A 24633-nucleotide genomic window follows, 5' to 3' on the forward strand; every position below is an offset into this window, starting at 1 on the left:
TTATATAAACAGAGTTGCAGAATTAATCTACAAACGATAATAGTTAATATGGTAAAGTAAGTAACCTTCTAAACGCTAATTCCATAAGAGCACAACAAATAACCTAAGCATAGTAGGTGATTTTCGCTCATTAGAAAACATATTAATTTTGAAGAAAATTAATATTAGCAATTAGTTGGTTTCATAAACTTACTTTCCCCCTTCAAAATTTTCCTTTATTATACTACATTTAGGATTTTTTGTAAATATGACCAAATGAATTTCTTCCTCTATAAAGTTAATCACAACTAACCCCTTTTACGACAACATCCTTAGAAACAATAAAAAAATGACTATTAAATTATTAGACAATTTAATAGTCATTTTTTATTTCTCTCTACATTGTTGTGATCGCTGACGAAAGCTGTTACAAATAAAACTTTTTTGCAAAAATATAAATTTTAACTACAATGCATCAAGAATTTGTTCGATAGTTGCATGATCTTCTGGGGATTGATCAACATGTTTCCAAATGTTTTTTCCTTTTTCATCAAAAATCCATGTACCACCTTGAATATAAATATCGTGAGTTTTTAGCGCCACTTTTACTACATCCTGTTGTTTTTCATCTTGTGGAAGAAATGCCTTCTTTCCATATTTTATAAACGCTATAGCAGCTATCGCAAGAAGTTTCCATTTTGCCATGGTTTGATGTCCCATTTTTTTATAAAGATTTCGACCAGGGTCACCATAAATAGGAAATGGGTATGGACCAAAAACATCAATAAATTTTTCTAAAAATTCCCGATTAGAAGGAGTAATCACAATAATCTGTACTCCTTTTTTAGTTACCGATGTATGCTGCTCACGCAACTGCGTAAGATAATCTCTACATACTGGTCAACCGGGGTGTCTCATAAAGACTACTAGGCTTTTTTGACCCTTAATTAAATCTTGAAAACTTATGTCCTCAGCATGAGGTTGTTGTAAAAAGTCGCCCATATTTGCACCTTCATTCTTTTATTTAGCTCTTTTCGCTTCTGCAGGTGCCAGGCACCGAAAAGGTTTCGGTGCCTGGCAACCTGTTCTTTTTAATCAAACAACGCCAATTGTTCTGTTTCTCCTAAACGTTCAATTGTTTTTGGTTCATGGTCCTGGAAGTACGCATGGTGGAGCCACTTTTCTTTTGTCATCACTTTTTTATTGCCATCAGTGGAACCTCTTAGACGACAACTATAAATGACCGGAAAGTAGTCTTGAAGGAATTTCCCTTCTGCATGGGCTGTTAAAGCAATAATTTGGAAACCTAATTGTTCAGCAACGAAGAAAACTGGACTTAACACATGCTCACTCGAAGCCTTTCCGAATGGATTATCGAGGATAACAGCCCGATGTCGTTTCATATTCAGTTCAATGTGTTGTTTTTTCTCAGCAACATAATTTAATATTCCTAAAAATAACGTCATATTTTTGCTCCATTTTTCTCCACCTGACCAAACGTTGCTTTGTTCCCATGAATACGAACGAGTTGAGACTTTGTTGTCATTTGTCACTTTGCGGCAATTAACTTTCATTACTTCGTTGTTTAGAACCATTTGTAATAGTTGTTTTGATTGAAGCCACATTTCAATTTCTTTACGTATTTTCCCTTCATCTGTACTACCTTCGTTTGTTTTAAAGCGTTCCGATTCCAATTGTCCGAGAATCCATTCAATGTAATCCCTTATCCGCGTTTTGCCTACTTCTTCTTGCCATTCTGGAATTGAAAACGTAAATATTTGTTTCCAATCATCCTCTACTTTTACTTTCGTTTTCTTTGGGATTTGCTTTAAGCCATCAACGACTGTTAACAAATGTGTATGGATTTGATTAATAAACAACTGCAAATCTTCATCACTTTTCCGAATATGTTCATTGGCATAGTTAGTTATTTTTTCAATCCTTACGACCATGTTTTTCTTAAACTCATTGATCTCATGATACGTTTGTTTTACCTCGACCCCTCTAGTTGCCATTTGTTGTAGTTTCATATCCGAAATTTGGTTGAGACAGAAATTTACGAATTTACGTTTTGCTCGTTCTACCTCTTTTTTCTCTGTTTCTACTACCTGTTTTTTGCTAGTAAGCTCATCAGTAATTCCTTTTACATAGCTTTTCCGATTATAGGTAAAATCTAGTAGTGCCTCTGAATGAAGATCACTTGCAATGATATCAGGTGCAAGAAAATGATGCCCTTCATCAAATCGATCTAAGCCATGTTCAGCCTCTTTAAGGTTTTGTAATTCTTTCGTTATTCTGGTTATCTCTTGATCAAGATAAACTTTTCTTTCAATTAATTTTTCATCTTCAGAGTACAGACTATCTTTAATATCCTCTAAAGGTAGGGTAAATTGGTAAATTTCCTGATCAGGAAATTCTTTTCCAAATTGCTCAATTTGCTTTTCCCATTTTCCTTTTTGGGTGTCTTTTTGAGATGCTTTTTTCGATACCTCATCTTGTAGCGTTTTAACTTCACTTTTTAACGTAGTGATTTTAGCTGCTAAGAAATGCAAGAGTTGAACTCCGTCTCCTGGAAATTCCCGCGTTTCATCAATGTAACTATGCTCTTTCCTTAACTCATCTATCTCTTTCTTTAATCGGACAAGTATTTCAATTGCCCCTCTTCGCTTTTCGTGGAGTTCGCCTTGAGAGACTGTAATTTTGTTAATTTTAAACTCTAAATCTCGTATCCTTTCCAATATATTCTTTTTAGTCTCACTTGAGAATGTCGGAGTAAGAGCTTGCAGATCTTGAAAATCGTCATTCCTTCTAATAATTAAGATCTCGTTGTTTAAATTGTTCACGCGTTCACTTAGGGCTTGTTTTTCTTCTTTGAAATGATTAAGATCCCGCTCAACACGGGTAATTTCCTTTTTTACTTCTTGAAGCTGCCCATTGGCTTTGTTTACTTTCTTACTCACTTCGGTAACTTCTTTGTCATATTGGAGATAGGTCATTGCCTTATCTATTTTTGTTTCAAGACCCTGCTTTTCATCAAGGCAATTGGCCCTCATTGTCGTCGTCCCTTGAATTTTCGAACGGATTTCCAAAATTAAGTTTCGCTGCTGTTGAATCCTAGCAAAAACCGCTTCTCCTTGACGAGTGAATTTTGCTACTTCCTCTTGTAACTGTGTTACTTCCTCATACGGGTATTCCTCAATAAAATCTCGATAGGCCTTATAAACACCTTGCCACAATTGCACTTCTGCTTCTTTTTCTTCCCTTAGTTTTGTAACTTCCTGTGCTTTATTAACAATTTGTTGTTGCCATTCCTTAAAAGTGGAAACATCTAGGTTCTGATTCCAGAATTGAGGCGCGATCCACGACTCTTGGTTCTCTTCATGAACTGATACTGCTTCCTCTGTAGTCAGCACCACTATTGGAACCTGCAGCTGCTCTGACAATTGTGTTAATTTTTGTAGCACCTGTTGTTTCGATTTAGTTGTCGTAACTAATGTCACCGGCCAGAGTGGATAGCTTTTTTTCTTTTCGCGCTCTTCGTCGCTTAACGTTTGGAGGTACTCTACCCCAGTTACTAAATAATCAACCTGATTTTTCAATGATGAGAGCTGCTGTTCAACAAAAGTATCACTGAAAAATAGTTGTTGATTACGGTAATCATCGAAAAACCGATAGCCCAAACGTTCTTTATATAATAGTACATCACGTTCTTTTTGGAGACTCTCAATTTTTTCCTGTAGCCGTTTTTTTATAGTCTCTTCGTGCAAATAGACATTTTCTAGACTAGCCCATTGTGGTCGAACACTACAAAGCCGATTGATCAAATTTTTTTGGACCTTATTTATCTCAGTTAGTTGAAAAGACCTGTTTTCACGTTCTTTTTCAATATCAGAGTAACTCCCTCGTAACTCCTCAAGCTCAGTATCTATATCTGCTTCTACCTTAGATAACTGCTTTTGCTCCTGCTGCAAGCGGATAACTTCTTCATCCAAAAATTGATAGCGCTCATTCCATTTTTGTAGCTCTATTTTTACATCTTCTTGGTTAGGATTGGCTAACAAAAACTGCTTTAGGCCTTCCAAGTCCTTGAGTCGATTATCAATAAGAGCGTTAGCTCCTGACAGGGTTTCTCTTAGTTTACTTTGGTGACCTGATAATTCATCTTTTTTTAGCAAACCTTGCTCAATTTGGACGTTGATTGGATATAGCTCAAAATTGAGATCCTGAATTTCCTTTTCAAACTTCTCAATTTCTTTCAGGAAAAATCCGAGCAGTACTCGTTTCGTCGCTTCTAAATCCTCCTGAAAATTTACCAAATCCTCACCTTGATCAAATAAGGAAATTTCAGTATCAATGTGCGTTAGGCGGTTTTCTTGCTCTTTCATATCACGCTTTTTATCCGCAAGTTTATATGAATAATAGTCAACTTGATGTCGCTGAAGTTCCACTTCTTTCTTTTCTTGTTCAGCTAAACAATTAAGATAGTTCGTTTCAAATGTATTCAAACTCGTCTCTTCAAGTAAAATGTCGTATGAGGCCTTTTTTAAACGTTGAAATTCATCACTTTTTTTCCAGTCTTCTAACATTTCATGACTTGCTTTATGCTCATCAGTATAGTCATTTTTTTGATTAATTAATTCATTCCAAAGTCCTCTAGCACGTTTTTTCGTTGTTAAGTATTCAAGATCAAGATCATGGAGATTTTTAAATGCACCAACATAGCCTTCTAACTCAATCTGTATTTTCTCATTTTCTTCAAGGGTTTCCTTCAGTTTTTTATAATTTTTAAAGCTCGCATGCTGCTTGTCAAACATATCTGCAAACATTTTTTCGTCATGACCAATAATCGAGCTTTCGACAGTTGGAATGAGCAGACGGTCAAATAACTGATTTGTGCTTTTACACTCATCAAAAAATGCCTCAACTCCACCTTCAGAACTATTAATTTTCACAATACTTTCCCATTCACTTGAAATAATATGGTATTGTTCTTCAAGAAATGCCTTGTATTCCTTAATTGTGTTAAATGAACGAGCAAGAAAAGAACGTTCACGCATTGAACTAAAATAATCTTGAATTTCACCTCGTTCGGCTGTCCGTTTCCCTTCTTTCCCTTCACATGTAAAAGGAATTCCTTCAATGCCGTTAGGGTCATTCCCACCGTATTCATAGACATAGCGAAACGAATCGAGGCCATGTTTTGTCATGAAAAGTGAAACCGCCGTTACAACATAACGCCTAGGAGAATCATTGATGATCCACTCAATGGCAATGTGGGCTGGCGAGTTTTCTAACACTAACGTACTTTTAATTTTCCGGTCAGCAAAGTCAACATGGGGAAGGATTGATTGGATGGCTGTTTGAATTAGAACGGTTTTTCCACCACCATTTTCTAGTAAAATTGCACCGTTATGCCCATCAAATAAAAACAACTCGTCATTATAACGCTTGTTGCCTTCTTCATATTGCACGTTAATCAAACGAATTTTACTAATAGCTGGCATTTTCCTCATCCCTTTCAAAGCCATAAATAAATTCAAAAATCCCTTTGTTATACTCTACCTCCATAAAAAAGCGTTGGATAATTGTTTTTGCCTTTTCTGTTAAGGTAATTTCATCGTTTCCAATCTCTTGGACGAGTTCTTGATCGACAAGGAAACGCTTGACCGTATCGATGAAGCTCAAGCGACTAATCGTATTTCCGCTCTGTTTTTTTGCAGTTTCTTTAATATCATCCATATCGTCCCATTTTTGAATAATGATACTCCAATTATAAGAAAATTCTTTTTCTAGTTCTTTTAACTGCGCTTCATCATTCGTTTTTATCTGCTCGATCCGCTCTTGTATTAAGTGGATCCACTCATCAAGTCTTATAAATTGCCTTGTTGGCTCTTGACTTTGGTACGTATCATAAAAACTCCCGAAAAGAACAAGCGTTGCAAAATATAATAAATAAATATCGCCGTTAGTTGCCCCCGAGCGTAAGTAATGCCTTTTGATCCAATCATTATTTACATGGAACGGTGAAAGCTTCGTCCGCGGTACTAAAAATAGTCGCTCACTTGTTAAGATGATGACGCAATCGACTTCGCGACTATACAAATCTAATAGACTACGGATCTCGTCATCTGATTTATATAACTGCACTGCCTCTATGTCCAACACACCTTCGCGTGCAATCTGAGTGTAGAGTTGAAACGAGCGGATCACTTTTTGCTCAGAATAATTCATTTTCGTCTCCTTCTAAAGTGATGACCATCTCCTGAATGGAGAAGCGCTCACACCTTTTGATAATTGGATTTCGTTCTTGAATCGATAATATTCGTTCTCCAAGTAACGCAATTGCCTCAGTAAAAACGGTTTTTCTTTCATCATCACTAAATTTCCCCTTTGTCACTGGCGACCGCTGATGTAGAAACAGCCAAAATTCATAAAAATATCGTTGCCTATAAAAATCCGCTTGGTTTGTAGCTTCTAAATACGTGATAAAGTCACTTAGCGTCGTTCCTTTTTCTGAAGCATGCGCTAATAAATATTGTTCCATAATTTGTTTGTATTTGGTTGTTAACCATTTCCGGTATTGGTCATCACTTTCTGCTTTTTCAACTTCAATAAAGCTTTGTTCGATCTTTTCTTCTCGATCTTCTGTAATATTTTGTTCGGATAGGATTGTTAATGGGGACCATCGTTTGTTTTCTTCTACTTTTAAAAAAGGATGAAGAATACCTTTCATTGCAGCTAATGGTAGTGGCGTTGACACAATCCTCGAAACAAGGTCATGGTCAAAGTTAAACGATTGAATTCCAGTATAATAAAGAGATTCCTGAGCAGTTACTAGAGTTGTATTTTTCAAGCCGATCGTTTGTTCTAAGAGACGAGAATGATCGTAATGAACTCGTTCAAGCTCTCTCGTAATTTTTAGCAATAGTTCGTACGTTTTTTGTTCCTTTTGATGTGTATCCTTTGCATAAAGACGATCCCTAGTATCTTTTACGAATTCCCGTAACTCTTTAAATTCTTCATCTTCCCTTGTTAGCCGACCATAAATATCTTCTAACAACTGTTTGTACCGCTCAAAGGTTTCTTCAGATACAATGCTGCGCTGAATTTCATGTTTTAACTTTATCATTCGCTCTTCGAGGCTTTCGACATCAATCTGCATTTCATTAATCTGCCGAAGCGCACCTTTAAACTCGCCTTTATCTAGCTGTTTCCGAAGTAAGAGTTGATTAATCGAAAGCTGAAATTCACTATAAAATTCTTTTGTTGCAAAAACCAGCTCAAGTCCATCTTCATCGAGTGTATAATATTGCGTGTTTGTATTCACATCGAAGTCATTCGCTTTTAAGATTGAATATTCAATGACGTCATCCACTTGCTCTTCCCAGTCAAAAAACGGATAGCTGCGTTTTTTTCCAGTTGTTGGGCGGAATGTTTGGACGATTAACCTAGCAATTTTTTCATATGCTTCTTCGTCAAAGCGATATTTTTCATGTGTTAGCTGATGTAAAAATCCAGCTAGTTGCTTCACACCTGTTTTGTATTGTCGCATTAATTTTTGCTCGAAAAAAAACAGTAGCGTGAACAAACCAAGTCCCTTCATATCAATGAATTGGTGATCTAGATCCTGCTCTCGTTTCCGATCAAGCTCATAGAGAGGGTCAAAAAGAGCTAGCCTTCTTATTCGCTCCCGGTAGCCACTCGTTAATTCTTGTATTTCATACTTGTCCAATCAGTCGCCCTCCATATCCGTTGCAATTCCAAAGTTTTCAGCGTTTCCTGCGGATAATAGTAACCATTTTTTAAAAGGTTTCGAATTTTTTCTTGATCTGTATTAGAAAAGAACATTAAAAACTGTTCAAGAGCTTGCTCGTTTTCTCGTTGATTTTCTTTTCCTTTGGCTTCTTTTTTTGAGATACACGCCTTGTAAAAAGGTAAGGCTAGTGCGATCTGCTGTTTTTTATTTAACGAAGCCCAAATGGAAACTCCTTCTCGATCGATATCGCCAAAGTAAAGAAAATGATGCTCCGCTATTATCGGAAATTGAATTGAAAACTGCTCGATACTATTAATGATAGCTTTTCCGCTTCCATAAACTAAGGTAGAGAAAGCCGTATCCTTCAATGCAGGTAGCAGACCTTGGTATGTTGTTTTATTTTCAACAATGAGATGAAATTGGTGGTCTTCTTGAAAGTTTTTCTGATTGATTGCGAACATAAGTGGCTCTGAAACTGGAATAATCTGAAGTAAGTGAAATAGCTGCAGCCGCTCCAATAACTCTTTTCCCCCTTGTTCAACGATCCATTTCTCATCACCAACCAGCTCGTAGCTCCTCTCTGGTGCAGGCACTTGTTCACTTGGTAATCCATTTTGTTTTAAGTATTGATCGATTTTAAGAATGAGAGAAAGATCATGTTTCCAGATTGCAGGGTCTTTGCTGTAATAATTATCTAGATTTATTGCCGGATGGAGTGATTGGCGATAGCGCTGGATTTCCTTATGGTAATCCTCAGTTAGCAAATGTTTAATAATACGGTATTGATAAGCAAGGGACGGCTTTCGTGACGTTCTTTTCTTGGCCTTTACCTCAAGGAGGTTCCCTTCGTCCTCAAGTCGTAAAACTAAGGTGGCAAACTCCTCATAGCTTTGAACAAACGGCATGAGGAGCTGCTCTAGATTCGATAAATCAACCGTTTTCTTTTCATATGTAGCTAATAATATTTTAATGTTATCCAAGAAAAAGCACTCCTAAAAATTTACATAATTCTACATTCTTTTATTGTACTAAAATATCAGTACTTTCGCATTAGTTAATATAGGAATATGAAATTGGTGCCTGGCACCCTGTTATTTTGTAATACTTTCAGGAAACTGATAATATGAAGATAATAGTAAATATAGGTAACGGAAAGGAGCAAACACATGATTAGGAAAGCAACTGCAGAAGACTTTAAAGGGATTGCTCGCGTTCATGTTGATTGTATGCATGCCTCATATAAAGGGCTTTTTACTGAAGAGATTATTGATAAGTTCACATATACTGATCGGGAAAAAAGGTGGCAAAAGGATCTACCAAATTCCATCAAGGGAGGTTCGATGAATTTTGTTGCCTTAGATGAAAAGGGTGATATTGTCGGTTTTGCCTTAGCGGGCACGATGAGAGATCCGCGTTTAAGAATGCGATATACCGGAGAAATATACGGGATTTATGTTCATCCTGAAGTTCAAGGGCAAGGTTTTGGGAGAAGGTTATTTAATTCGGTTACTGAGCATTTAGCTTCCTTGCACCATTCAAAAATCGCCTTGTGGACCTTTAAGAACCACCTTTCACATAAGTTTTTTGAACATCTTGGCGGTGAGGAAGTTTACGAGAAGAACACTAGCATCGGCGGAAAAGATTTGGAAGAATGCGCCTTTGGATGGGAAAATGTTGAGGCATCACCAAATAAGGTAAGTGTTATTAATTAATAAGCGACAGGGTGCAGGGCACCCTGTCGTTTCATTTTGATTAAACCGCTCCTACTTCCTCTCTGATGGTTTCTTTACCGCCGCCTAGCTCTGGATGGATCTTCCTAATCTCACTTGGTCTAGCAAAGAAAAGTACAACACAAAGTAATAGACCAGCAGACATCATTAAGATCCATTGACCTGGGAATAGGTCGTAAAGAACGCCGTATAAAACCATTCCTAGTGGAGTGAGCGCCATTGACATTGTTTCAATAATTGAAAATACCCGCCCCTTATACTCTTCATCAATCGTCTTTTGAAGCATCACTTGGATCGGAGTATTGATTACCATAATCAGTGAGCCAAAGGTAAGCATAAGGACAAGATAATAACCGACTATAAGATTATAAGACAATGAAGTTAAGAGAGGTATAGCTACCGCCGCCATGACAAAGCACAATCCAATAATTCCACGTTTCGATACAAGAAAAGGGAATTTCACTTCTTTTCTAATTGAAAAATAAATCGACATTAACACCATGCCTACCGAGAAAGCCCCTTGTGTAAATCCAAAATGCTGCGATTTCATTTGTAGCTTTTCTATGAGAATATAGGAATAACCTACCTCAAACGCTCCAAAGAAAAAGTTAATCAATAATGCCATCCACAACAAAAGTAAGATCACCGGATGTAATTTTAAATAATCAATTCCAAGCTTAATACTCTTTAGTAGAGATTCCTTCTCTGCTCCCTCAACAACTTCTTTCTCTTTGGCAAAAAGTTTAAAGTTCATCGTTGATTCTAATAGGACAGCAATACTTGATGCGATCATATAGATAACGAGAAATACTGGCATCGTAACAGCACCGTATAAAATTCCGCCTATTGCTGGACTACCTATTGCAGCGAAAGAAATTGCCATTTGATTTAGTGACATCGCTTTTTGAATTCTTTCTTTATCAATAAGACTAGTAATCGATGAAGTAAACGCAATTCCTGAAAACATCGAAGTTATCGACAAAATGCTCGTCGTTACATAAATCGCCAGCAAAGAAAGTCCTGATGTAAATGTATAAACAAGTAGGCCACCTATCGTAATCGTTGTTGCGATTTGCGCACTAATAACAATCGCTTTTTTTGAGTACCGATCGGTAATTGCTCCAGCAAAAGGAGCTAGTAATGTCCGTGGTAAGATACTACAAATCAAGTTCGTCGCAAAACTTGTAGCTGATCCAGTTAATTGCAAAATGTAAAAGCTAATCGCAAATGTATAGACTTGAGCCCCAAACGAAGATATTAGTTTACTAATCATAAATGTATACAGGTGATACGTCGCTTTTTTTACTTTCAAATGATGCTCCATCATTCCACCTCTTTTAAAAGTTTAATTTAATTAAACAAATCATATCACGCTCCCCCTTTCTTTTCAAGAGCAAGTTTAATATAATTAAACAAATAGGCGTAAGGAGTGTTTTACATGCTAGGTGAACGGATTAAGAAATTAAGAAAACAAAAAAAGCTTACCCTTGAAGCACTAGCTGGTAAACAGCTCACGAAAGGTATGCTAAGTCTGATTGAAAATAACAAGGCAAATCCATCAATGGAAAGCTTGACCTATATTGCTGAACAGCTTGAAGTAGATGTTTCCGATTTATTAGACGTCGTTAATGCGGAGGAACTTCGAGAAACTTTAGAAAAAGCTGAGAAAATATACAATAACGATCTTGCTAAGTCAAAGGACAAACATAAACAGCTGATTGACCTTATCGAGCCATTTGCCGAAAACCTTTCACAAGGATACGAAGCTGCTCGGTTATTAGAAATCTATAGCTACTCTCTTTTCCGAGAAAAAAAACGAGGCTGGGAGGTGTATTGTGAACGGGCTGCGAAAATGTTTGACCAAATGAACATTTCCGCAAATCGGTCCGCCATCGCTATACATCGAGCATTTACAAAGTTTTTAGACCATGAGTATTCTAAATCATTGGAGGTTTTCCTATGTGAACGAAGCAACATCGAAGCTAACCATGCCTATATCGATCCTTTAACCAGGCTTGATCTTGATTATCACGAAGCCGTTTTGCACTATGCAGTCGGCGATTCAAAAGCAGCGACAAGGATTATGGAAAGTGCACTGACCTTTTCCAAAGAGAAAAAAATCTTTTATCGGATCGACGAATTATATCGACTTGCGGCTGCACAAGCGATGATGTCACAAAATGAAGATCAAAAGATCTACTATTTAGAAAAGCTCAAGCAATACGGTGAGTTTGCCGATAACTTGTCTTCGCTTCATTTTTATAAACTCCTAAATATTATGATCCTTATATCTGAAAAACATCAGTACAGTCAAGCTCTTGAGGAAATTGATCTATTACTTGCCAAACCAAAGACATTAGAGTTTTACGACCCTTGGTTTACCCTCGAGAAAGGAAAAGCGCTTTATTATTTGGGTCGCTTTCAAGAAGCCCTTTTGCATCTTGATCAGATAGTCATTCCCGATGTCCATCATCCGTTTGATTTATCCATCTTTTACGTGTTGGACGCTTTTAAGGCCCTTTGCCAACTAGAGCTTGGAAATAAAGAAGCGGCTATGACTGCAATAGAGAGAGCTGTCGAAAATTTCACCCCTCTTCCAGATACACCCTTTAAGAAATTCACTCTAGATACACATGCGAGAATTTCTTTGTAATATAGGTTCCTTTTCATAGGTGCCAGGCACCTGTTTGTATATCAAGGTGCCTGGCACCCTATGATATGGCACCTGTTGATAAAAAATAAACAGCCGATTGGATGATCGACTGTTTATTTTTTATTCATTTGTCATCATCTACGGGTAAGTTTAGAATAGAGGTGTTTTTTCACTGAAGTAGTAGTAATCGAAGAAAAAACGCATGGGTTAATTATTTAGAACATATTTCTTTAGTCTCTCTATTTCTCTTTCATTTTCAACGGTTTTTTCCCAAGTGATTTCCTGATCCACTCTTAATAAATCCAACTTACCAATTACTTCAGCATGTTGTTTTTCCTGCGTTTCTTTCATAGTGTTTAATTCTGATTTCATTGTTGTCATTTCTGTTTTCAGCATAGCCACGTCTGCCTTCAACTCAGCCACGTCTTGTTTGATAGTGTCTACATCTTCTCTTAAATGTCCAACCATCGACACTAATTGGGTCAGTAATCCTTCGAAACGACCAAATTGATTTTCTGTCATTTTTCTCACCTCCTCTTTAAAAATTATACAAGCTTGCATTCCTTTTTGCTAGTCAATAATAAACTGAAACAACAGGTGTCTTCCTTGTAAATAGTATTTACAGGAAAGTTCACTTTCTTCGATTGGATGTTTGTGGCGATCATATTTATATCCATGTTGGTGAAAGTGAACTTTCGTTGGTGTCTTCCTTGTAAATAGTATTTACAGGAAAGTTCACTTTCTTCGATTGGATGTTTGTGGCGATCATATTTACATCCGCGTTGGTGAAAGTGAACTTTCATTGGTGCCTGGCACCCGTTGAGTTTGTTATTCAGAAGCTTTGCTTTGTTTATACTCCTCGATTGCCTCATGAAGCAAATCCGGTCGATCTGTAATAATTCCATGTGCACCGTTTTCCAGTAGGCGTACCATCGTTTCTTTATCATTAATCGTCCAGTAATGGACTTGTTGATTTAAACGTGATGCACCTTTAATTAATTTCTGATCTGTCAGATCAAAGCCGACCTGCTCTAATGGAAGTTGGAACGAATCTACTTTTGGAAAATAAAAAGGATGTAAGAAGAACTTATGAGCAATCACAAAAAATGTTGTCTCTTTTTTTCCGCCACCAGTTGCTGCTTTGCCACCAGTAAGTTCTGTTACACGCTCTAAGATAAAGCTATCAAATGAAGCGATTAATACTTTATCTTGCATCTTGAATTCCTCAACGAGACTCCATAATGTTGTAATGATTTCGTCCATTCTTTCATAAGGATTCGTGTCCTTTATTTCAATTAAATGAAGCTTGTCGGGATAGCGCTCGAGCATTTCGCGTAAATCTGGGATGTACACGCCTTGACCTCTGTAGCTATGTTCACCACTTAAATCGGTGAACGAATAACCGGCATCAAGTGCTTGCACCTCTGCTAAGGTCATAGCCGCAACTTCCCCTGTTCCATCTGTCGTCCGGTTTACTGTTGGATCATGGATGAGGGCGAGCTTACCATCCTTAGTTATATGCAAATCATACTCTAGGACATGGGCACCAATTTCAACAGCCTTATCAAACGCGGCAATCGAGCTAGAAGGTGCTAAATGATAGCCACCCTGATGGGCAATATTCAATGGCCCATCATGATGAGTAAAAAAAGGATGAATCTCTCTTTCTGGTACAAAAACAAATAATAATAAAAGATAACTAATAATAAATGCAGTAAATAGGACGAGGAAACCTTTCAGTATGATTGTCTTTTTACTTTTTTTCTTGGAATATGTTACCGTTCTAGATAATGTCATAGCAAGCTCCTTTTTTAAAAATTATAACTCAGTTTCTATATTCGTGTCCGAACTAAAAAATACCTGCCAAGACAAAAAAAGGAACAAACTCAAAGTGGTGAGTTTGTCCCCTCATTTAAGAATAAAAGTTCTACTTTTTCATCAATGCTTCAAGCTCCTTAAAAACAGCCTCATAGTCCTCTACTTTATCAGCTTTAAATGAAGTGTTCAGATAAGTAATGATCCCGTCTTTATTTACAACAAAGACAGAACGATTAGCAGTTCCACCTTTTTCATTAAACACATGGTAGCTTTTCACAGTGTTTTTGTGCCAATCTGATAATAACGGGTAAGGTAATGTCCCTTGACTTGCAGCAAAAACACGATGAGAGTGGATATGATCAACACTAATTGCCAGCACTTCTGCATTCGTTTTTTCAAACCTTTGGTAATCCTCTTTCCAAGAGGCGATTTCTTTAATTCAGCCAGGAGTAAAGTCCATTCCATAAAAAGCCACTACAACATTCTTATTGGCACGATAATCGGACAAAGATATTTTTTCTTTTATCGTCGCAGGCAAGCTAAATTCCGGTGCGATATCCCCGACCTTCAAAGTCATTTCCAAGTTAAATCCTCCTTCAGGACAAAGTAAATAAATTTCCCTGAGTATTATCTCCAATATTCGCTTGGGTTAGCCTTCTTTCGGTGGACTCAGCTATTTTTTTAAATGAACTTCAGCCATTCTGTTGTCGATTAGCTCATAAACTGTTTTAATTTCTTCCTCATAGTCACTGTTTATCTCATGATATTGAACACCGTAATCAATGCACGTTTGTCTAAACTTGTTGTGCTCATTAATGAACTCCTTTATCGGTCTTTCTTCAAAGCAACCTCGATTTTCTATAATATTCCTGTATTTTATAATACTTGATTTGAAATTATTTTCGATGTAATTCGTTGAAAAGCCTAAGTACACAGAGATTATTTTATCAGGATACTGTTCTTCTAAGTCCTTAACAAATTTCGGTAATAGATAACACCCTTCAATGATCCTACTTTGGTTATTTTCAATCATTGTCTTAATCATCTCTTTCATTATTGGCCATAACTTTGCAGCAATCACTTCGTTGCTATCCAACGGAGTAAAGCCACAATGACCATCACTTCTATATAACCCCATTTTAAGATGATCAATAGAAAAATACGGAATTTTATATCTTTCTAGTAGCTTTTGAGACATTATCGTTTTACCAGTGCAACTATTTCCACCTATTAATATAATCAAAACTATTACCCTCCTAAACTAAAAGGTGCCAGGCACCATTAAATATTCAATCTATATCGCCTTGCCCATCATTGCCATGCTAGTCCACTCAGAAAAGCCATTTTTCATGTAAAAATCACTTGTTTTATTCCCTTTTGATGTAAATAACATCATTGTTGTTATCCCATTTTCATTTAATGTCATTTCTAATTCACACAGCAATCTCGTTCCTATTCCAGTCCCTTGTTGATCCGTTGCTACAAACATTTCTCGTAAATTATAATGTTTGCCATCGTAGAATTGCTCATAATTACCGAAAATCGCCCCTTTAAAAATCCCTTGCTCAACAAACAATACACCTTCAAAATGAGGACAATTAGAAATATCATTTAATCGTTGATAAGCCGTTTCTATTGTCCAGTTATCATTCCATGGCTTGGCATTGAATACGTCGCAATAAAGTTTGGCGCATTCAGAGATATGTTCTTGTTTAATACGTATGATTGAATTCATCGTCTCCACCCTCTTCATTATGTTAATCAAATTTCTCAAACGAGCGACGGCAATCATCTAGTGTCCGACACAATCTAGCTCGAAGCTTATTAAGCCAATCTGGATGTTGTTCTGTTTCTTCAATGTCAACCGCCCTTATCAACTTTGCGAAGATCACTAATTTGTGTAACCTCTCAAACCATGAAAAATCCTTAAGTAGCTCTAGATCAAGGTTCGTTTCACGTTGATAACCTTCAATGAATTTCTGAACATTTGCCGATTTTAAACTGAAATCTCCGTCATCTCTAAGCGCGTAAACAATATCAGCAACATACCAATAGCTAGAACAGTCATCGAAATCAAGCATACTAATTTTCTTATTTTCAAAAACGATATTATCAAGTTCAAAGTCATAATGAATGATCCCATAGTTTTCTTTTGAAACCTTTAAACCCTCAGCCCATTCAGAAATTCTTTCTAGTTCTCTAGTTGCTGCGTAATCAATAGATGGGAGAAGTTCTTGAACTTGAATGAGATGTTCACGCCAATTCGGCCGATTCACCTGATATTTTTTAGGCATCCGTTTTAGCGTCTGGTGGAGCTTACCTAGAGCTTTCCCCCATAAAAACAGCTGTTCATCACTTATTTCCTCATATTCAATATGTTTCCCTGCTAAAGCATCAAAAACTACAGCATAAAAAGTTCCTAATTCTGTAACGAGAACTTCGATGAATTTTCCATTTAATGATCTCACTGGTTTGGCAACGTTTAATGACTGCTCCCCTAAAAAATTAACAATGTTTATCTCAGCTTCTATCGTTTCGTAGTCTCTTTCGCATGCATCATTAAATCTAAGAAAATAAGATTTCCCAGCTTTCTTGAATGTAAAGACGAAATTGGCACTGGCGCGTAGAATAAATACAGAACCCTCATCATATCCCCAGTTTTCTAGAATTTTTTCTCCTAATGGACTTCTCCAAACATTATCAACAGTTTCCATTACTTTTTTCATTGTACTTAACTTCATCATAAAAATAACATCCCTTCAGTTAATATTTGATTAACTCAACAAGTTTTTAAGGGGGTATTCCTGTGTCCATGACTTCTCACTCTAAAATTGTATGGCGACTGCTGTACGGTGATATATCTCGTATAAAAAAGGCGACAGCAAGTCTTTACCACCCATTTCCCCTCTCAATTGGGCAAAATGTTAGGCTACTTTTCTCATCAAACTGTTTTCCAGTTACGAAAGAAGCTTGCTCAGTAAATCTCCCAACAAAATAAGCACACAAAAAAGAGGAAAGCCAAAAGAATTATGATCCTAGGCTTTCCTCCAGTAATAGAAGTGAAAATATTGATATTATCGAAAGCCCCAAGTCTGAAACGTCCATAGGGCTAATGCTAATTAATGAACAATAAAAAGCGAGGACGGAACAAGACTAAACTTATTGAATTCAGTTAACATCGACCTCACCCCTTTCAACTAATCTAGCTTCATTATATATAAGTTAATTATGGAAAACAAGGAATATATTGAGAAAAACTTTATATCTAGTTAGGTTTATTTAGTGGGCGAAGTAATCCTACTAGGGATGCAGTTGACCCAATCAAAAAGAAAATCCACAGCGGAATAAAAGCTTCCGCCCCTTCAACTCCGTCCAGATACTGAGCGATTGAGCTCCACAATAAAATTACATTATAAATAGTGGTCTTCACGTGAACCATAAACGAGACAATTATCCCAGAAATGCATTGCTTCCATAGTAGAAAGGCACCAAACAGGAACCACGGAACGACGAACGTCATATCTAATGCTGCAACAAGATGGTTACTGGCTTCAAATTGCTCCATTAACTGTGGTTTATTTCCTGTTATGACGAAGTCTAACCATTGACCAACCCATCCGATACTTAGAAAAACTGCTGTTAGCACCATATAACTACTAATACTCTTTGAAACTATGATAGATGGAAAATGATCACTTCTTAGTAAGGTCAACAACGTCAAAGTCCCTGCGAATAGACCAAATAACCCGACAACAAACACTGCAACATAGCCTAGAAATGCTGCATTAAAGGCAGCACCAAACAAATAAAAAGAATAATTATAGACGGTGAACATCATCATCCCCATGAGCAATGCGAACCCGCGTATTGAGCCTTTGTTACTTAGAAAAAGGGCCAAAGCAAATAGTGGCACTGCAAGTAAGAGTGTTACCCAGTCGTTGAACCACCAGCCTTTCAAAATTAATACATTTGTATCTTGGTAAAGTCCTTTCCACAACAAACCGATTATGCTCAGTGTTGCACTTAGTAGCATAGCCGTAAATCCCAATCGTAAAAAAGTTCTCGATATGTTCTTCATTTCTCTTCGCCCCTCCTTATTGACTTGTTGGTCTCACATTCCGATACATTAGGCTTGCATTCGTTAATGTAAGGGTGAGTAGTAATGGAAACAAAATAATAACCGGAAAAACTTCATATCCTGTAAGCCACATTCCTACAATTTTTGAAGTAAGTGCGAGCATAATCATCGATAGGAACGTAATATAAACTGGCGCAAGAACATACCCAAGCGGCTTTTTTGTAAAAAGAAGTATTCCAGCAAGAAACGATGCTGGGATGTATATCGCTAAATCGTAACCTTGGACGATCATCGTTGTGTAATGTTCAATTCCAACAGGTGGTTTGTTAGCAATAACTGCTGGAACAATGACTTGTAACCACTGCATGCCAATCAACAGTGCATTAAATACTAGAAACCCACCAACCCACTTAACAGGTGTTCGTTCATGAAAAGCTGCCATTAAAGTAGCTGGCTTCATTTGTAGAATTAATAGAATGAACGCGAAAAAGCTACATGAGAGCAGCACAACATAAGTAAGAAACATCGTGTTGAACATCGCCATCGCTAGATAAAACTGGTAAGTCAGTAAAAAATATAGTAAAACACCACTCAGTAAAAAACGTCCTTTAAGTGAGCCTCGTCTTGCACTAAATAAACCAAACAGTAGAAGTGGCACACCGGCTACAAGTGTGATCACATCTTGAGCAAGTCCTTGAACTGCCACTTCCGACGACATATGTTTGTATAAGCCTTTTCCATATATAACAACGTCTTCGCCATGAATTGACGTGTACACATATTCCCCGTTCCCCTCTGATGAAAAAAGTGCAGTTGTCGTTGCTAGTATTGCTAATAGTGCAATTACTAGAACTAATATTGTAATCGTTCGTTGAGATTTCATTTAGATTCCTCCCTCTTCATTTCGAAAAATATAACATATTACCTTTCTTTCTAAAAATTTACTCCTCCCAGCTTTCGAGTGCTTCAAAAAGCTTATTGAAGGTACTTATCGTCGTTCGAATTTCTTCATCACTCACGTTCAGAAATAGTTTTTCGATGAAGCGATCTCCGTCCCCTTCTCGGCGACTCCAGTAATCACGACTAAGCTCGGTTAGTTGTAGTCGAACAATTCGTCCATCTTGGGCATCTTTCGTGAACGTTAAAAACTGTTTTTCTTCAAGCTTTTTGGCAAGTTGTTTCACATTCTGATGAGAAGTCCCCATAAGGTTTGCTACTTCGCCAAGTGTCGGTGACTGCTCCTTGAATTGCAGGATCATAACGGTTAAGAACCACTGCCGAAGTGTCATCCCATCATCACCAAGCATTTGATCACCCTTCACTTGCAGCTTGTTGGCTAATAAAAATAAACTGCCAAATATATATTTTTGTTCATCATTTGTTTCTCGCATTATACATCACCCCTATATATGTAATATATTACATAATTTCCACTTTTCAATTTCTAATTTTGTCATATTCTTGAACAATTCCCAAATAAGGTGCCAGGCACCTTTAGTTTATTTAGGTGCCTGGCACCTATAACGGCAAACGAAACAGTGCAAGGTACTAATAAATACAAAAGATTTAATATGCTCCCAAGGACAAGCCATGCTAAAATAAGTAAAAACGGAGAAAAGGAGCCACTACTATGAACAAGATAGATATTATTGCCCGCAGAATCCTCGGTTGGAAATTAAATAGCGCAGGGAAATGGTTTGATATTGAGAAAAATCTATACATTGCCGATTCTGAATTTCAGCCTGAGCAAAACCTTGACGATGCGATGCTAATCGTTGAAAAGTTAGAGCAGTTCGGATTTACATATACAACAAAAGGCGCTACGGAAGTCTGCTTTAATGAAATATGTGCAAACGGAGAAACATTACCACAAGCCATCACGAATGCCGCTTATTCACTCGCCGAAATTACCCCAATATCAGATGATTGGTTCTAGGTTTTCTAGGTGCCTGGCACCTAAAAGGACTAAAAATAGTTCTAATACTATACATAATTGGACAATTTTTTACTAAAATTACGAACATCATGCGATTTCCTGTCCTTTCCTGCGCTTTCCCGGGAAAGAAAAAGGGCTGCCTTCTCTTGAAGGTAGCCCCTAACTTAAATAGTTTATACTTTTCAGCCTCTCAATAAAGAACCTCTCTCATTGCTTTCTCTTATTTTCTTCGCATCCCACTTTCGAGCATAAACACCAAATGGTTCAAAAAGTAGCCGACTAAAGAGTAAATAATTAAAGCAAATAATGCGGAAAATTCGATAACAAATCTCCCTTCGATTGTTGTTGTGGGAAATATCCCTTCAAAGGGATACAGCAAAGATTGGCTTGTATTATAAACCCATTGTACAAAAGGTGCTGTACTGCTTGCTCCAAACAACTTTAATAGAACTCTTAAACCTAGGAAAAATTGGGCTACGCCAATAATAATATTAATTAAATAATTAATAAATACTGTACTTTTCACCACTACCTCTCCTTTTCAACTGGTTTAGCTTGTATTTTCCCTGATATCATAAAAGTAAACCACATTTTTCAATGACACAAACGGTTCCTTGGCATCTTATGCTAGCAATTTTTCAATTAGTATTCTATTTTTTGGTGGGATGCTCACTTGTCGATATACGAGTGCTCCTTCTCCTTAGTTGCTTGATACCTATTAAACTGAAACTTAAAACGCCTTTGCTTCGTCTAATATGTAAATAGAAAAATTTGGAGGTTATGTAAGATGAAAAAAATAATCTTGTTTATTTTCCTAACGGTTTTTATACCAGCGACCCTTTTCGGCTGTCAATCAGAAAGTAACAGCGAATTCCAAGCATCTGATATACTAGCAAAAGTGAGTATTTCCCGTTCCACCGGATTTGGTAAAGTGAATTCAGATTTTTTTGTGGTATATAAAGATGATAGAACTCTGGAGATTTTTAGTACTGTATTCTCAACAGCAGTTCAAGAAGAAGGTATAGTGAATATAGCAGAACCTGAGTTTGATTTGGAAGTCATTTATGAAGACGGAACGAAACAAGAGCTTCACCTATGGGTAGGTACACCAGGGCAGCGAAGCACCTTAATGAACATTAGTAACACAAATACGATCTATACTGTTTCAAAAGAAATGACTGCTAAGTTAATTGATTTAGTTCAATAATTTCGAGATTAGCCCCTCTTTTAGGCGAGGTTTCTACTTGGTAAACGTTTTTAGTAGAACTACAAAAAATAAGAGGTGGTTCTATAAGTAATAGACCACCTCGTTTTAGCCTACTTGAAAAAGACGCATCCTTGATATGACCGCCTTGATTATTAGAGATTTAACCAGTACTTCTTGACTTAAATTAAACCCCAATTCGACGATCTTCTTATTTTCCCTTTTCAACAAAAAACATAGAAATAGCACCTAAGCCTACATGAGTGCCAACTGAAACTCCCATTTGCATTATATAAATCTCCCCTGAAAAATCAGTTTCGAGTTCAATTTTTGCTTTTAAATTCTCTGCAACTTTTATATCCGAGGTGTAGCCAATGATGATAAATTCTGTTATTTCTTTATCAATTCTATTCGTTAGTTCATTGACATAATGCTTTAGTACTCTTTTTAGACCTCTTTCCTTAGCGACAATTGCACCTTTTCCACCCTTCATTGTCATAATAGGTTTTAGCATTAGGATCTTCCCGATGAGTGCACTTGCATTGGTAAGTCGACCACTCTTAATTAGATGGTCTAAATCGTCAACAGATAAGAAATGTTTTACATTCGTTTTGTAAGTCTCGTTAAATTCGACTAGCTCTTCAAAGGTTGCTCCGCGTTCTCTCATCATTGCGCTTTTCATTATTAGCCAACCACTGCCGTGACTCATACACTTTGAGTCAACGATATGTATTTTCACATTTGAGTTTGGAGGTTCTTCATAGAAATAATCTTTAGCTAGTTCAGCTGATTGATACGAACCACTAGTTCCACTGGACATACATATACACAATATTTCTGTGTGGCCATTCTTTACGGCATCTTTGATGATCGCTAAATACTCAGCAGGACTGGGCATTCCTGTAGTTGGAAACTCCGCTAGGGTTGCCATTATCCCATAAAAATCATCCGGTTCAATATCTATCCTATCTTTATAAATTTTCCCTTCAATATTTATCGTCAGTGGCGCAAGGCTTATATCGTACTTTTCCAGTACTTCCTTTGACAAATCACATGTTGAATCAGCCATAATTTTTATCATTGATATCCTCCAATTAGTAACTGAATTACTCTTATCTTTACCCAATTACCATTATTCATAATCTATCGTAAAAACGCTACCTATCAACACTACCAGAATCCACACTAAAACAAAATATAATTATTATTAATTTGTTTACCTTAATTAGGTGCCAGGCACCTCTTACACATGAAATGAAACTGTTTTTCCACCCGTTTCGTAGTTATAAGTAAATATAATCTCTTTATAAACCTTTAATGAATTGGATTGAAAGAAAGTGAACTTAACCTAAGGTTCTAGAGTACTTTCCTATCCTAGGTAAGACTATTAGATTAAGAGGAGGCGGTAAATATGTTTGGTTCCGAACTGTTTTACGGGGCAATAGTTTTACTAGCTTTATTGTTATTGGTTTTTTGGCACAACTCAACATTCGATTATATATGCCCAAATTGCAAGAGAAGGTTTTCAATATCCTATCTTAGGAATTTCATTGGTCCACATTTTTACAAGAAGAAATTTTTAAAATGTCCCGAATGTAAAAAGAATCACTGGTGCCGTACAGTAAGAAAATAAACAATATTAAATGTAAATTTGGCTCACTCCATTCTATTGCAAAAAGGAAGAGTGCTATTTTGCACTCTTCCTTTTTGATTATTTTCTGCAAACAAGCATTATCAACACACTTGCCTTCAGAAACTGACAGCGTAAGAAGCATCATTCTCTTCGTTTAATTTTTATTGTTTTTATTCTTCAACAATACTTTTAAGCCTTGCCCCATATCAGAAGCTAAAATGTAGTTTCTGTCTACAAATACGCCCCAAACATTCGAACTTTCAGGAGTGTAACGTGCGATTTCAACTGGATTACTAGGATCAGTAATATCAACTGCAAGTACACCACCGGAATAATACGACAAGTATAATGTATTTCCATGCACTTTAGGATCATGAACTGTTTTTGCAAAAGTAGTTCTACCCACTGGTGTTGGTGGGATATCAAAAGTTAAGTCTGTCGTAAATTCACTTAATAAAACTGGGTTTGCTTTATCCTTAATATCAAAAATTCGCGTATAGCCATAAGCACTTTCGTAACCCTCACCTACTGGATTAGCTATTTCTCGAGTCTCAATTAGAACTGTACCGCCTCTAGCCAGCGCTGCAGAGTGTGCCGCTCCTTTTTGGTTATCTCGATAATCAGTTCTACCAACATATACAGGATTTTCGGGATCTTTAATATCAAAAATAACTGTTCCTAAGTCCCACATCGATACATAAGCAAACTGCCCATTATGATCAGTAATCACACTGTGATTGAAAACTGGTCTTGTTTTACCATCTGGAGTAAACCAGTGATACCCATTGAAGTCTTGGGGAACCTCATCAAGGTCTCGCGGATCAAATTGCCAAAGTTTCTCAGGGTTAGAAGGATCAGATACATCGATAATCTGGAAATCCTTTTCTACCCCGTGAGTATAATAGTCCGCGTATGGATTTGATGTTAGTAGAATAGCCCGATTTCCTTGTGTCGTTAAGTATAACTCATGAGTCCCAGTAATTCTTCGATCTAACTCATAAAAACCTAGCTTCTTAGGGTCAGCAGGATTAGATACATCATACAAAAGAACTCCGCCAATACTCTCGGGTCTATTTGCATTATTTCGAGAAGTTTGCTGTACGCTAACAACCGCTAGGTCGCCCTTAAAATGTGGAGTATTAACAGATTTAACAATTACTTTTTCTTGCCATGTGAACGGGATTTCATTTGCAAAAATAGCAACTTCAACAGGATTTGAAGGATCTTTCAAGTCAAATACTCGAACACCACCGTTTGCTCCATTGATAGTGTGAGTGCCTAAATACGCATATCCTTTATGAGCATATACATCGGCAGTGTTGTTTTGAATGCCATTTTGTTCACTAATTTGTACACTGGCTGCTTGATGTAAAAATTTTAGATTTTTCGATCCATTCACATTATATTCTAAACGCTCAACTGCATCTGCATCGAATACAAATTCAGCTTCCTTAGAGACACCGTATTCTAGCGCATCATGAGCCAATACTGAGGTTGTAAAACCCGAAAATAATAATGTACTTGCAAGCGTTGTTTTAATCAATAAATTATTTTTCTTCAATAACTTTCCCTCCAATAATTAATTTAGTTTGACTAGCCCATCATACTAAATAATGTTAAATATTGGATGTGCGAAAAGTTCTAAATATTAACACTATCAAAATAGTATAAAACGCCTAAACCGTAATTCGACAAGGATACTTCAATTGTCGATCAAATATATACAGTTAATTTATGTAGCATCTTTAACGGATCTTCATAAAAAAGAGTATTGTGCCTAGTTGGCTCAATACTCCTGATGTCCATACGCTATCTACCACTACTCACCTTGTAATAAAACCATCTG

The 24633-nt window shown here is 36.8% G+C and carries 21 protein-coding genes and 1 pseudogene; 4 read left to right on the forward strand and 18 right to left on the reverse strand.

Going from position 1 to position 24633, the window contains the following annotated elements; genetic code table 11:
- Nucleotides 1-444: 444 nt before the first annotated feature.
- The 5 genes and pseudogenes from ACK4M9_RS17025 to ACK4M9_RS17045 all read right to left on the reverse strand — a co-directional run.
- Nucleotides 445-867, reverse strand: a pseudogene (locus ACK4M9_RS17025) (peroxiredoxin-like family protein); the annotation flags it as partial.
- Nucleotides 868-1070: 203 nt separating this feature from the next.
- Nucleotides 1071-5483 carry a coiled-coil domain-containing protein gene (locus ACK4M9_RS17030; RefSeq protein ID WP_409853148.1) on the reverse strand — a complete coding sequence of 1471 codons (4413 nt, stop codon included), beginning with the start codon at nt 5481-5483 and terminating at the stop codon, nt 1071-1073.
- Nucleotides 5470-6210 (reverse strand): DUF6063 family protein, encoded by a 741-nt coding sequence (locus ACK4M9_RS17035; RefSeq protein WP_409853150.1) that lies wholly within the window; start codon nt 6208-6210, stop codon nt 5470-5472. Before ACK4M9_RS17035 ends, ACK4M9_RS17030 begins: the two co-directional genes overlap by 14 nt.
- Nucleotides 6197-7711 carry a replicative DNA helicase gene (locus ACK4M9_RS17040; protein WP_409853152.1) on the reverse strand — a complete coding sequence of 505 codons (1515 nt, stop codon included), beginning with the start codon at nt 7709-7711 and terminating at the stop codon, nt 6197-6199. Before ACK4M9_RS17040 ends, ACK4M9_RS17035 begins: the two co-directional genes overlap by 14 nt.
- On the reverse strand, nt 7684-8715 hold the full coding sequence (locus ACK4M9_RS17045) for a Wadjet anti-phage system protein JetD domain-containing protein (RefSeq protein WP_409853154.1): 1032 nt from the start codon (nt 8713-8715) through the stop codon (nt 7684-7686). The genes ACK4M9_RS17040 and ACK4M9_RS17045 overlap by 28 nt, the downstream gene beginning before the upstream one ends.
- Before the next feature lie 186 nt (nt 8716-8901).
- Between ACK4M9_RS17045 and ACK4M9_RS17050 the strand changes: the two genes are divergently transcribed.
- The gene (locus tag ACK4M9_RS17050) at nt 8902-9447 is read left to right on the forward strand and encodes a GNAT family N-acetyltransferase (protein WP_409853157.1); all 546 of its coding nucleotides are present in this window, start codon (nt 8902-8904) and stop codon (nt 9445-9447) included.
- 40 nt (nt 9448-9487) lie between these two features.
- Here the strand turns inward: ACK4M9_RS17050 and ACK4M9_RS17055 are convergent, their stop codons facing one another.
- Nucleotides 9488-10792: an MFS transporter gene (locus ACK4M9_RS17055; protein WP_409853159.1), complete on the reverse strand. Its 1305-nt coding sequence runs from the start codon at nt 10790-10792 to the stop codon at nt 9488-9490.
- Nucleotides 10793-10903: 111 nt separating this feature from the next.
- On the opposite strand from ACK4M9_RS17055, the gene ACK4M9_RS17060 reads away from it, so the two are divergent.
- Nucleotides 10904-12118: a helix-turn-helix domain-containing protein gene (locus ACK4M9_RS17060; protein WP_409853162.1), complete on the forward strand. Its 1215-nt coding sequence runs from the start codon at nt 10904-10906 to the stop codon at nt 12116-12118.
- Nucleotides 12119-12325: 207 nt separating this feature from the next.
- Here the strand turns inward: ACK4M9_RS17060 and ACK4M9_RS17065 are convergent, their stop codons facing one another.
- From ACK4M9_RS17065 to ACK4M9_RS17105, 9 genes are all read right to left on the reverse strand, one after another.
- Entirely contained in the window at nt 12326-12640 is a 315-nt protein-coding gene (locus ACK4M9_RS17065) for a coiled-coil domain-containing protein (RefSeq protein WP_409853164.1), read from the reverse strand.
- 306 nt (nt 12641-12946) lie between these two features.
- On the reverse strand, nt 12947-13915 hold the full coding sequence (locus ACK4M9_RS17070; protein WP_409853166.1) for a glycerophosphodiester phosphodiesterase family protein: 969 nt from the start codon (nt 13913-13915) through the stop codon (nt 12947-12949).
- Nucleotides 13916-14045: 130 nt separating this feature from the next.
- Nucleotides 14046-14513 (reverse strand): redoxin domain-containing protein, encoded by a 468-nt coding sequence (locus ACK4M9_RS17075; RefSeq protein WP_409853226.1) that lies wholly within the window; start codon nt 14511-14513, stop codon nt 14046-14048.
- A 96-nt stretch (nt 14514-14609) separates the two neighbouring features.
- The gene (locus ACK4M9_RS17080) at nt 14610-15179 is read right to left on the reverse strand and encodes a 2-phosphoglycerate kinase (RefSeq protein WP_409853168.1); all 570 of its coding nucleotides are present in this window, start codon (nt 15177-15179) and stop codon (nt 14610-14612) included.
- A gap of 51 nt (nt 15180-15230) precedes the next feature.
- A complete protein-coding gene (locus ACK4M9_RS17085; protein ID WP_409853171.1) occupies nt 15231-15671 on the reverse strand; it encodes a GNAT family N-acetyltransferase in 441 nt (146 codons plus the stop codon).
- A gap of 22 nt (nt 15672-15693) precedes the next feature.
- Nucleotides 15694-16680 (reverse strand): phosphotransferase enzyme family protein, encoded by a 987-nt coding sequence (locus tag ACK4M9_RS17090; protein ID WP_409853174.1) that lies wholly within the window; start codon nt 16678-16680, stop codon nt 15694-15696.
- A 521-nt stretch (nt 16681-17201) separates the two neighbouring features.
- A complete protein-coding gene (locus ACK4M9_RS17095; protein ID WP_409853177.1) occupies nt 17202-18014 on the reverse strand; it encodes a hypothetical protein in 813 nt (270 codons plus the stop codon).
- A gap of 16 nt (nt 18015-18030) precedes the next feature.
- A complete protein-coding gene (locus ACK4M9_RS17100; protein WP_409853179.1) occupies nt 18031-18897 on the reverse strand; it encodes a hypothetical protein in 867 nt (288 codons plus the stop codon).
- A gap of 58 nt (nt 18898-18955) precedes the next feature.
- Nucleotides 18956-19405, reverse strand: coding sequence for a MarR family winged helix-turn-helix transcriptional regulator (locus ACK4M9_RS17105; protein WP_409853182.1), 450 nt, complete (start codon nt 19403-19405; stop codon nt 18956-18958).
- Nucleotides 19406-19644: 239 nt separating this feature from the next.
- On the opposite strand from ACK4M9_RS17105, the gene ACK4M9_RS17110 reads away from it, so the two are divergent.
- A complete protein-coding gene (locus ACK4M9_RS17110; RefSeq protein WP_409853184.1) occupies nt 19645-19950 on the forward strand; it encodes a BC1872 family protein in 306 nt (101 codons plus the stop codon).
- A 220-nt stretch (nt 19951-20170) separates the two neighbouring features.
- On the opposite strand, the gene ACK4M9_RS17115 is transcribed toward ACK4M9_RS17110, so the two are convergent.
- Nucleotides 20171-20476, reverse strand: coding sequence for a YggT family protein (locus tag ACK4M9_RS17115; RefSeq protein WP_409853187.1), 306 nt, complete (start codon nt 20474-20476; stop codon nt 20171-20173).
- Between the two features lie 261 nt (nt 20477-20737).
- Here ACK4M9_RS17115 and ACK4M9_RS17120 point away from each other — a divergent pair, with 261 nt between their 5' ends.
- Complete coding sequence (locus ACK4M9_RS17120; RefSeq protein WP_409853190.1) at nt 20738-21157, forward strand: YhfM domain-containing protein; 420 nt, start codon at nt 20738-20740, stop codon at nt 21155-21157.
- A 208-nt stretch (nt 21158-21365) separates the two neighbouring features.
- On the opposite strand, the gene ACK4M9_RS17125 is transcribed toward ACK4M9_RS17120, so the two are convergent.
- Entirely contained in the window at nt 21366-22235 is an 870-nt protein-coding gene (locus tag ACK4M9_RS17125; protein WP_409853192.1) for a DegV family protein, read from the reverse strand.
- Nucleotides 22236-22941: 706 nt separating this feature from the next.
- On the reverse strand, nt 22942-24348 hold the full coding sequence (locus ACK4M9_RS17130; protein ID WP_409853194.1) for an LVIVD repeat-containing protein: 1407 nt from the start codon (nt 24346-24348) through the stop codon (nt 22942-22944).
- Nucleotides 24349-24633: the final 285 nt, after the last annotated feature.

Source organism: Anaerobacillus sp., from assembly GCF_046314235.1.
GTDB lineage: Bacteria > Bacillota > Bacilli > Bacillales > Anaerobacillaceae > Anaerobacillus.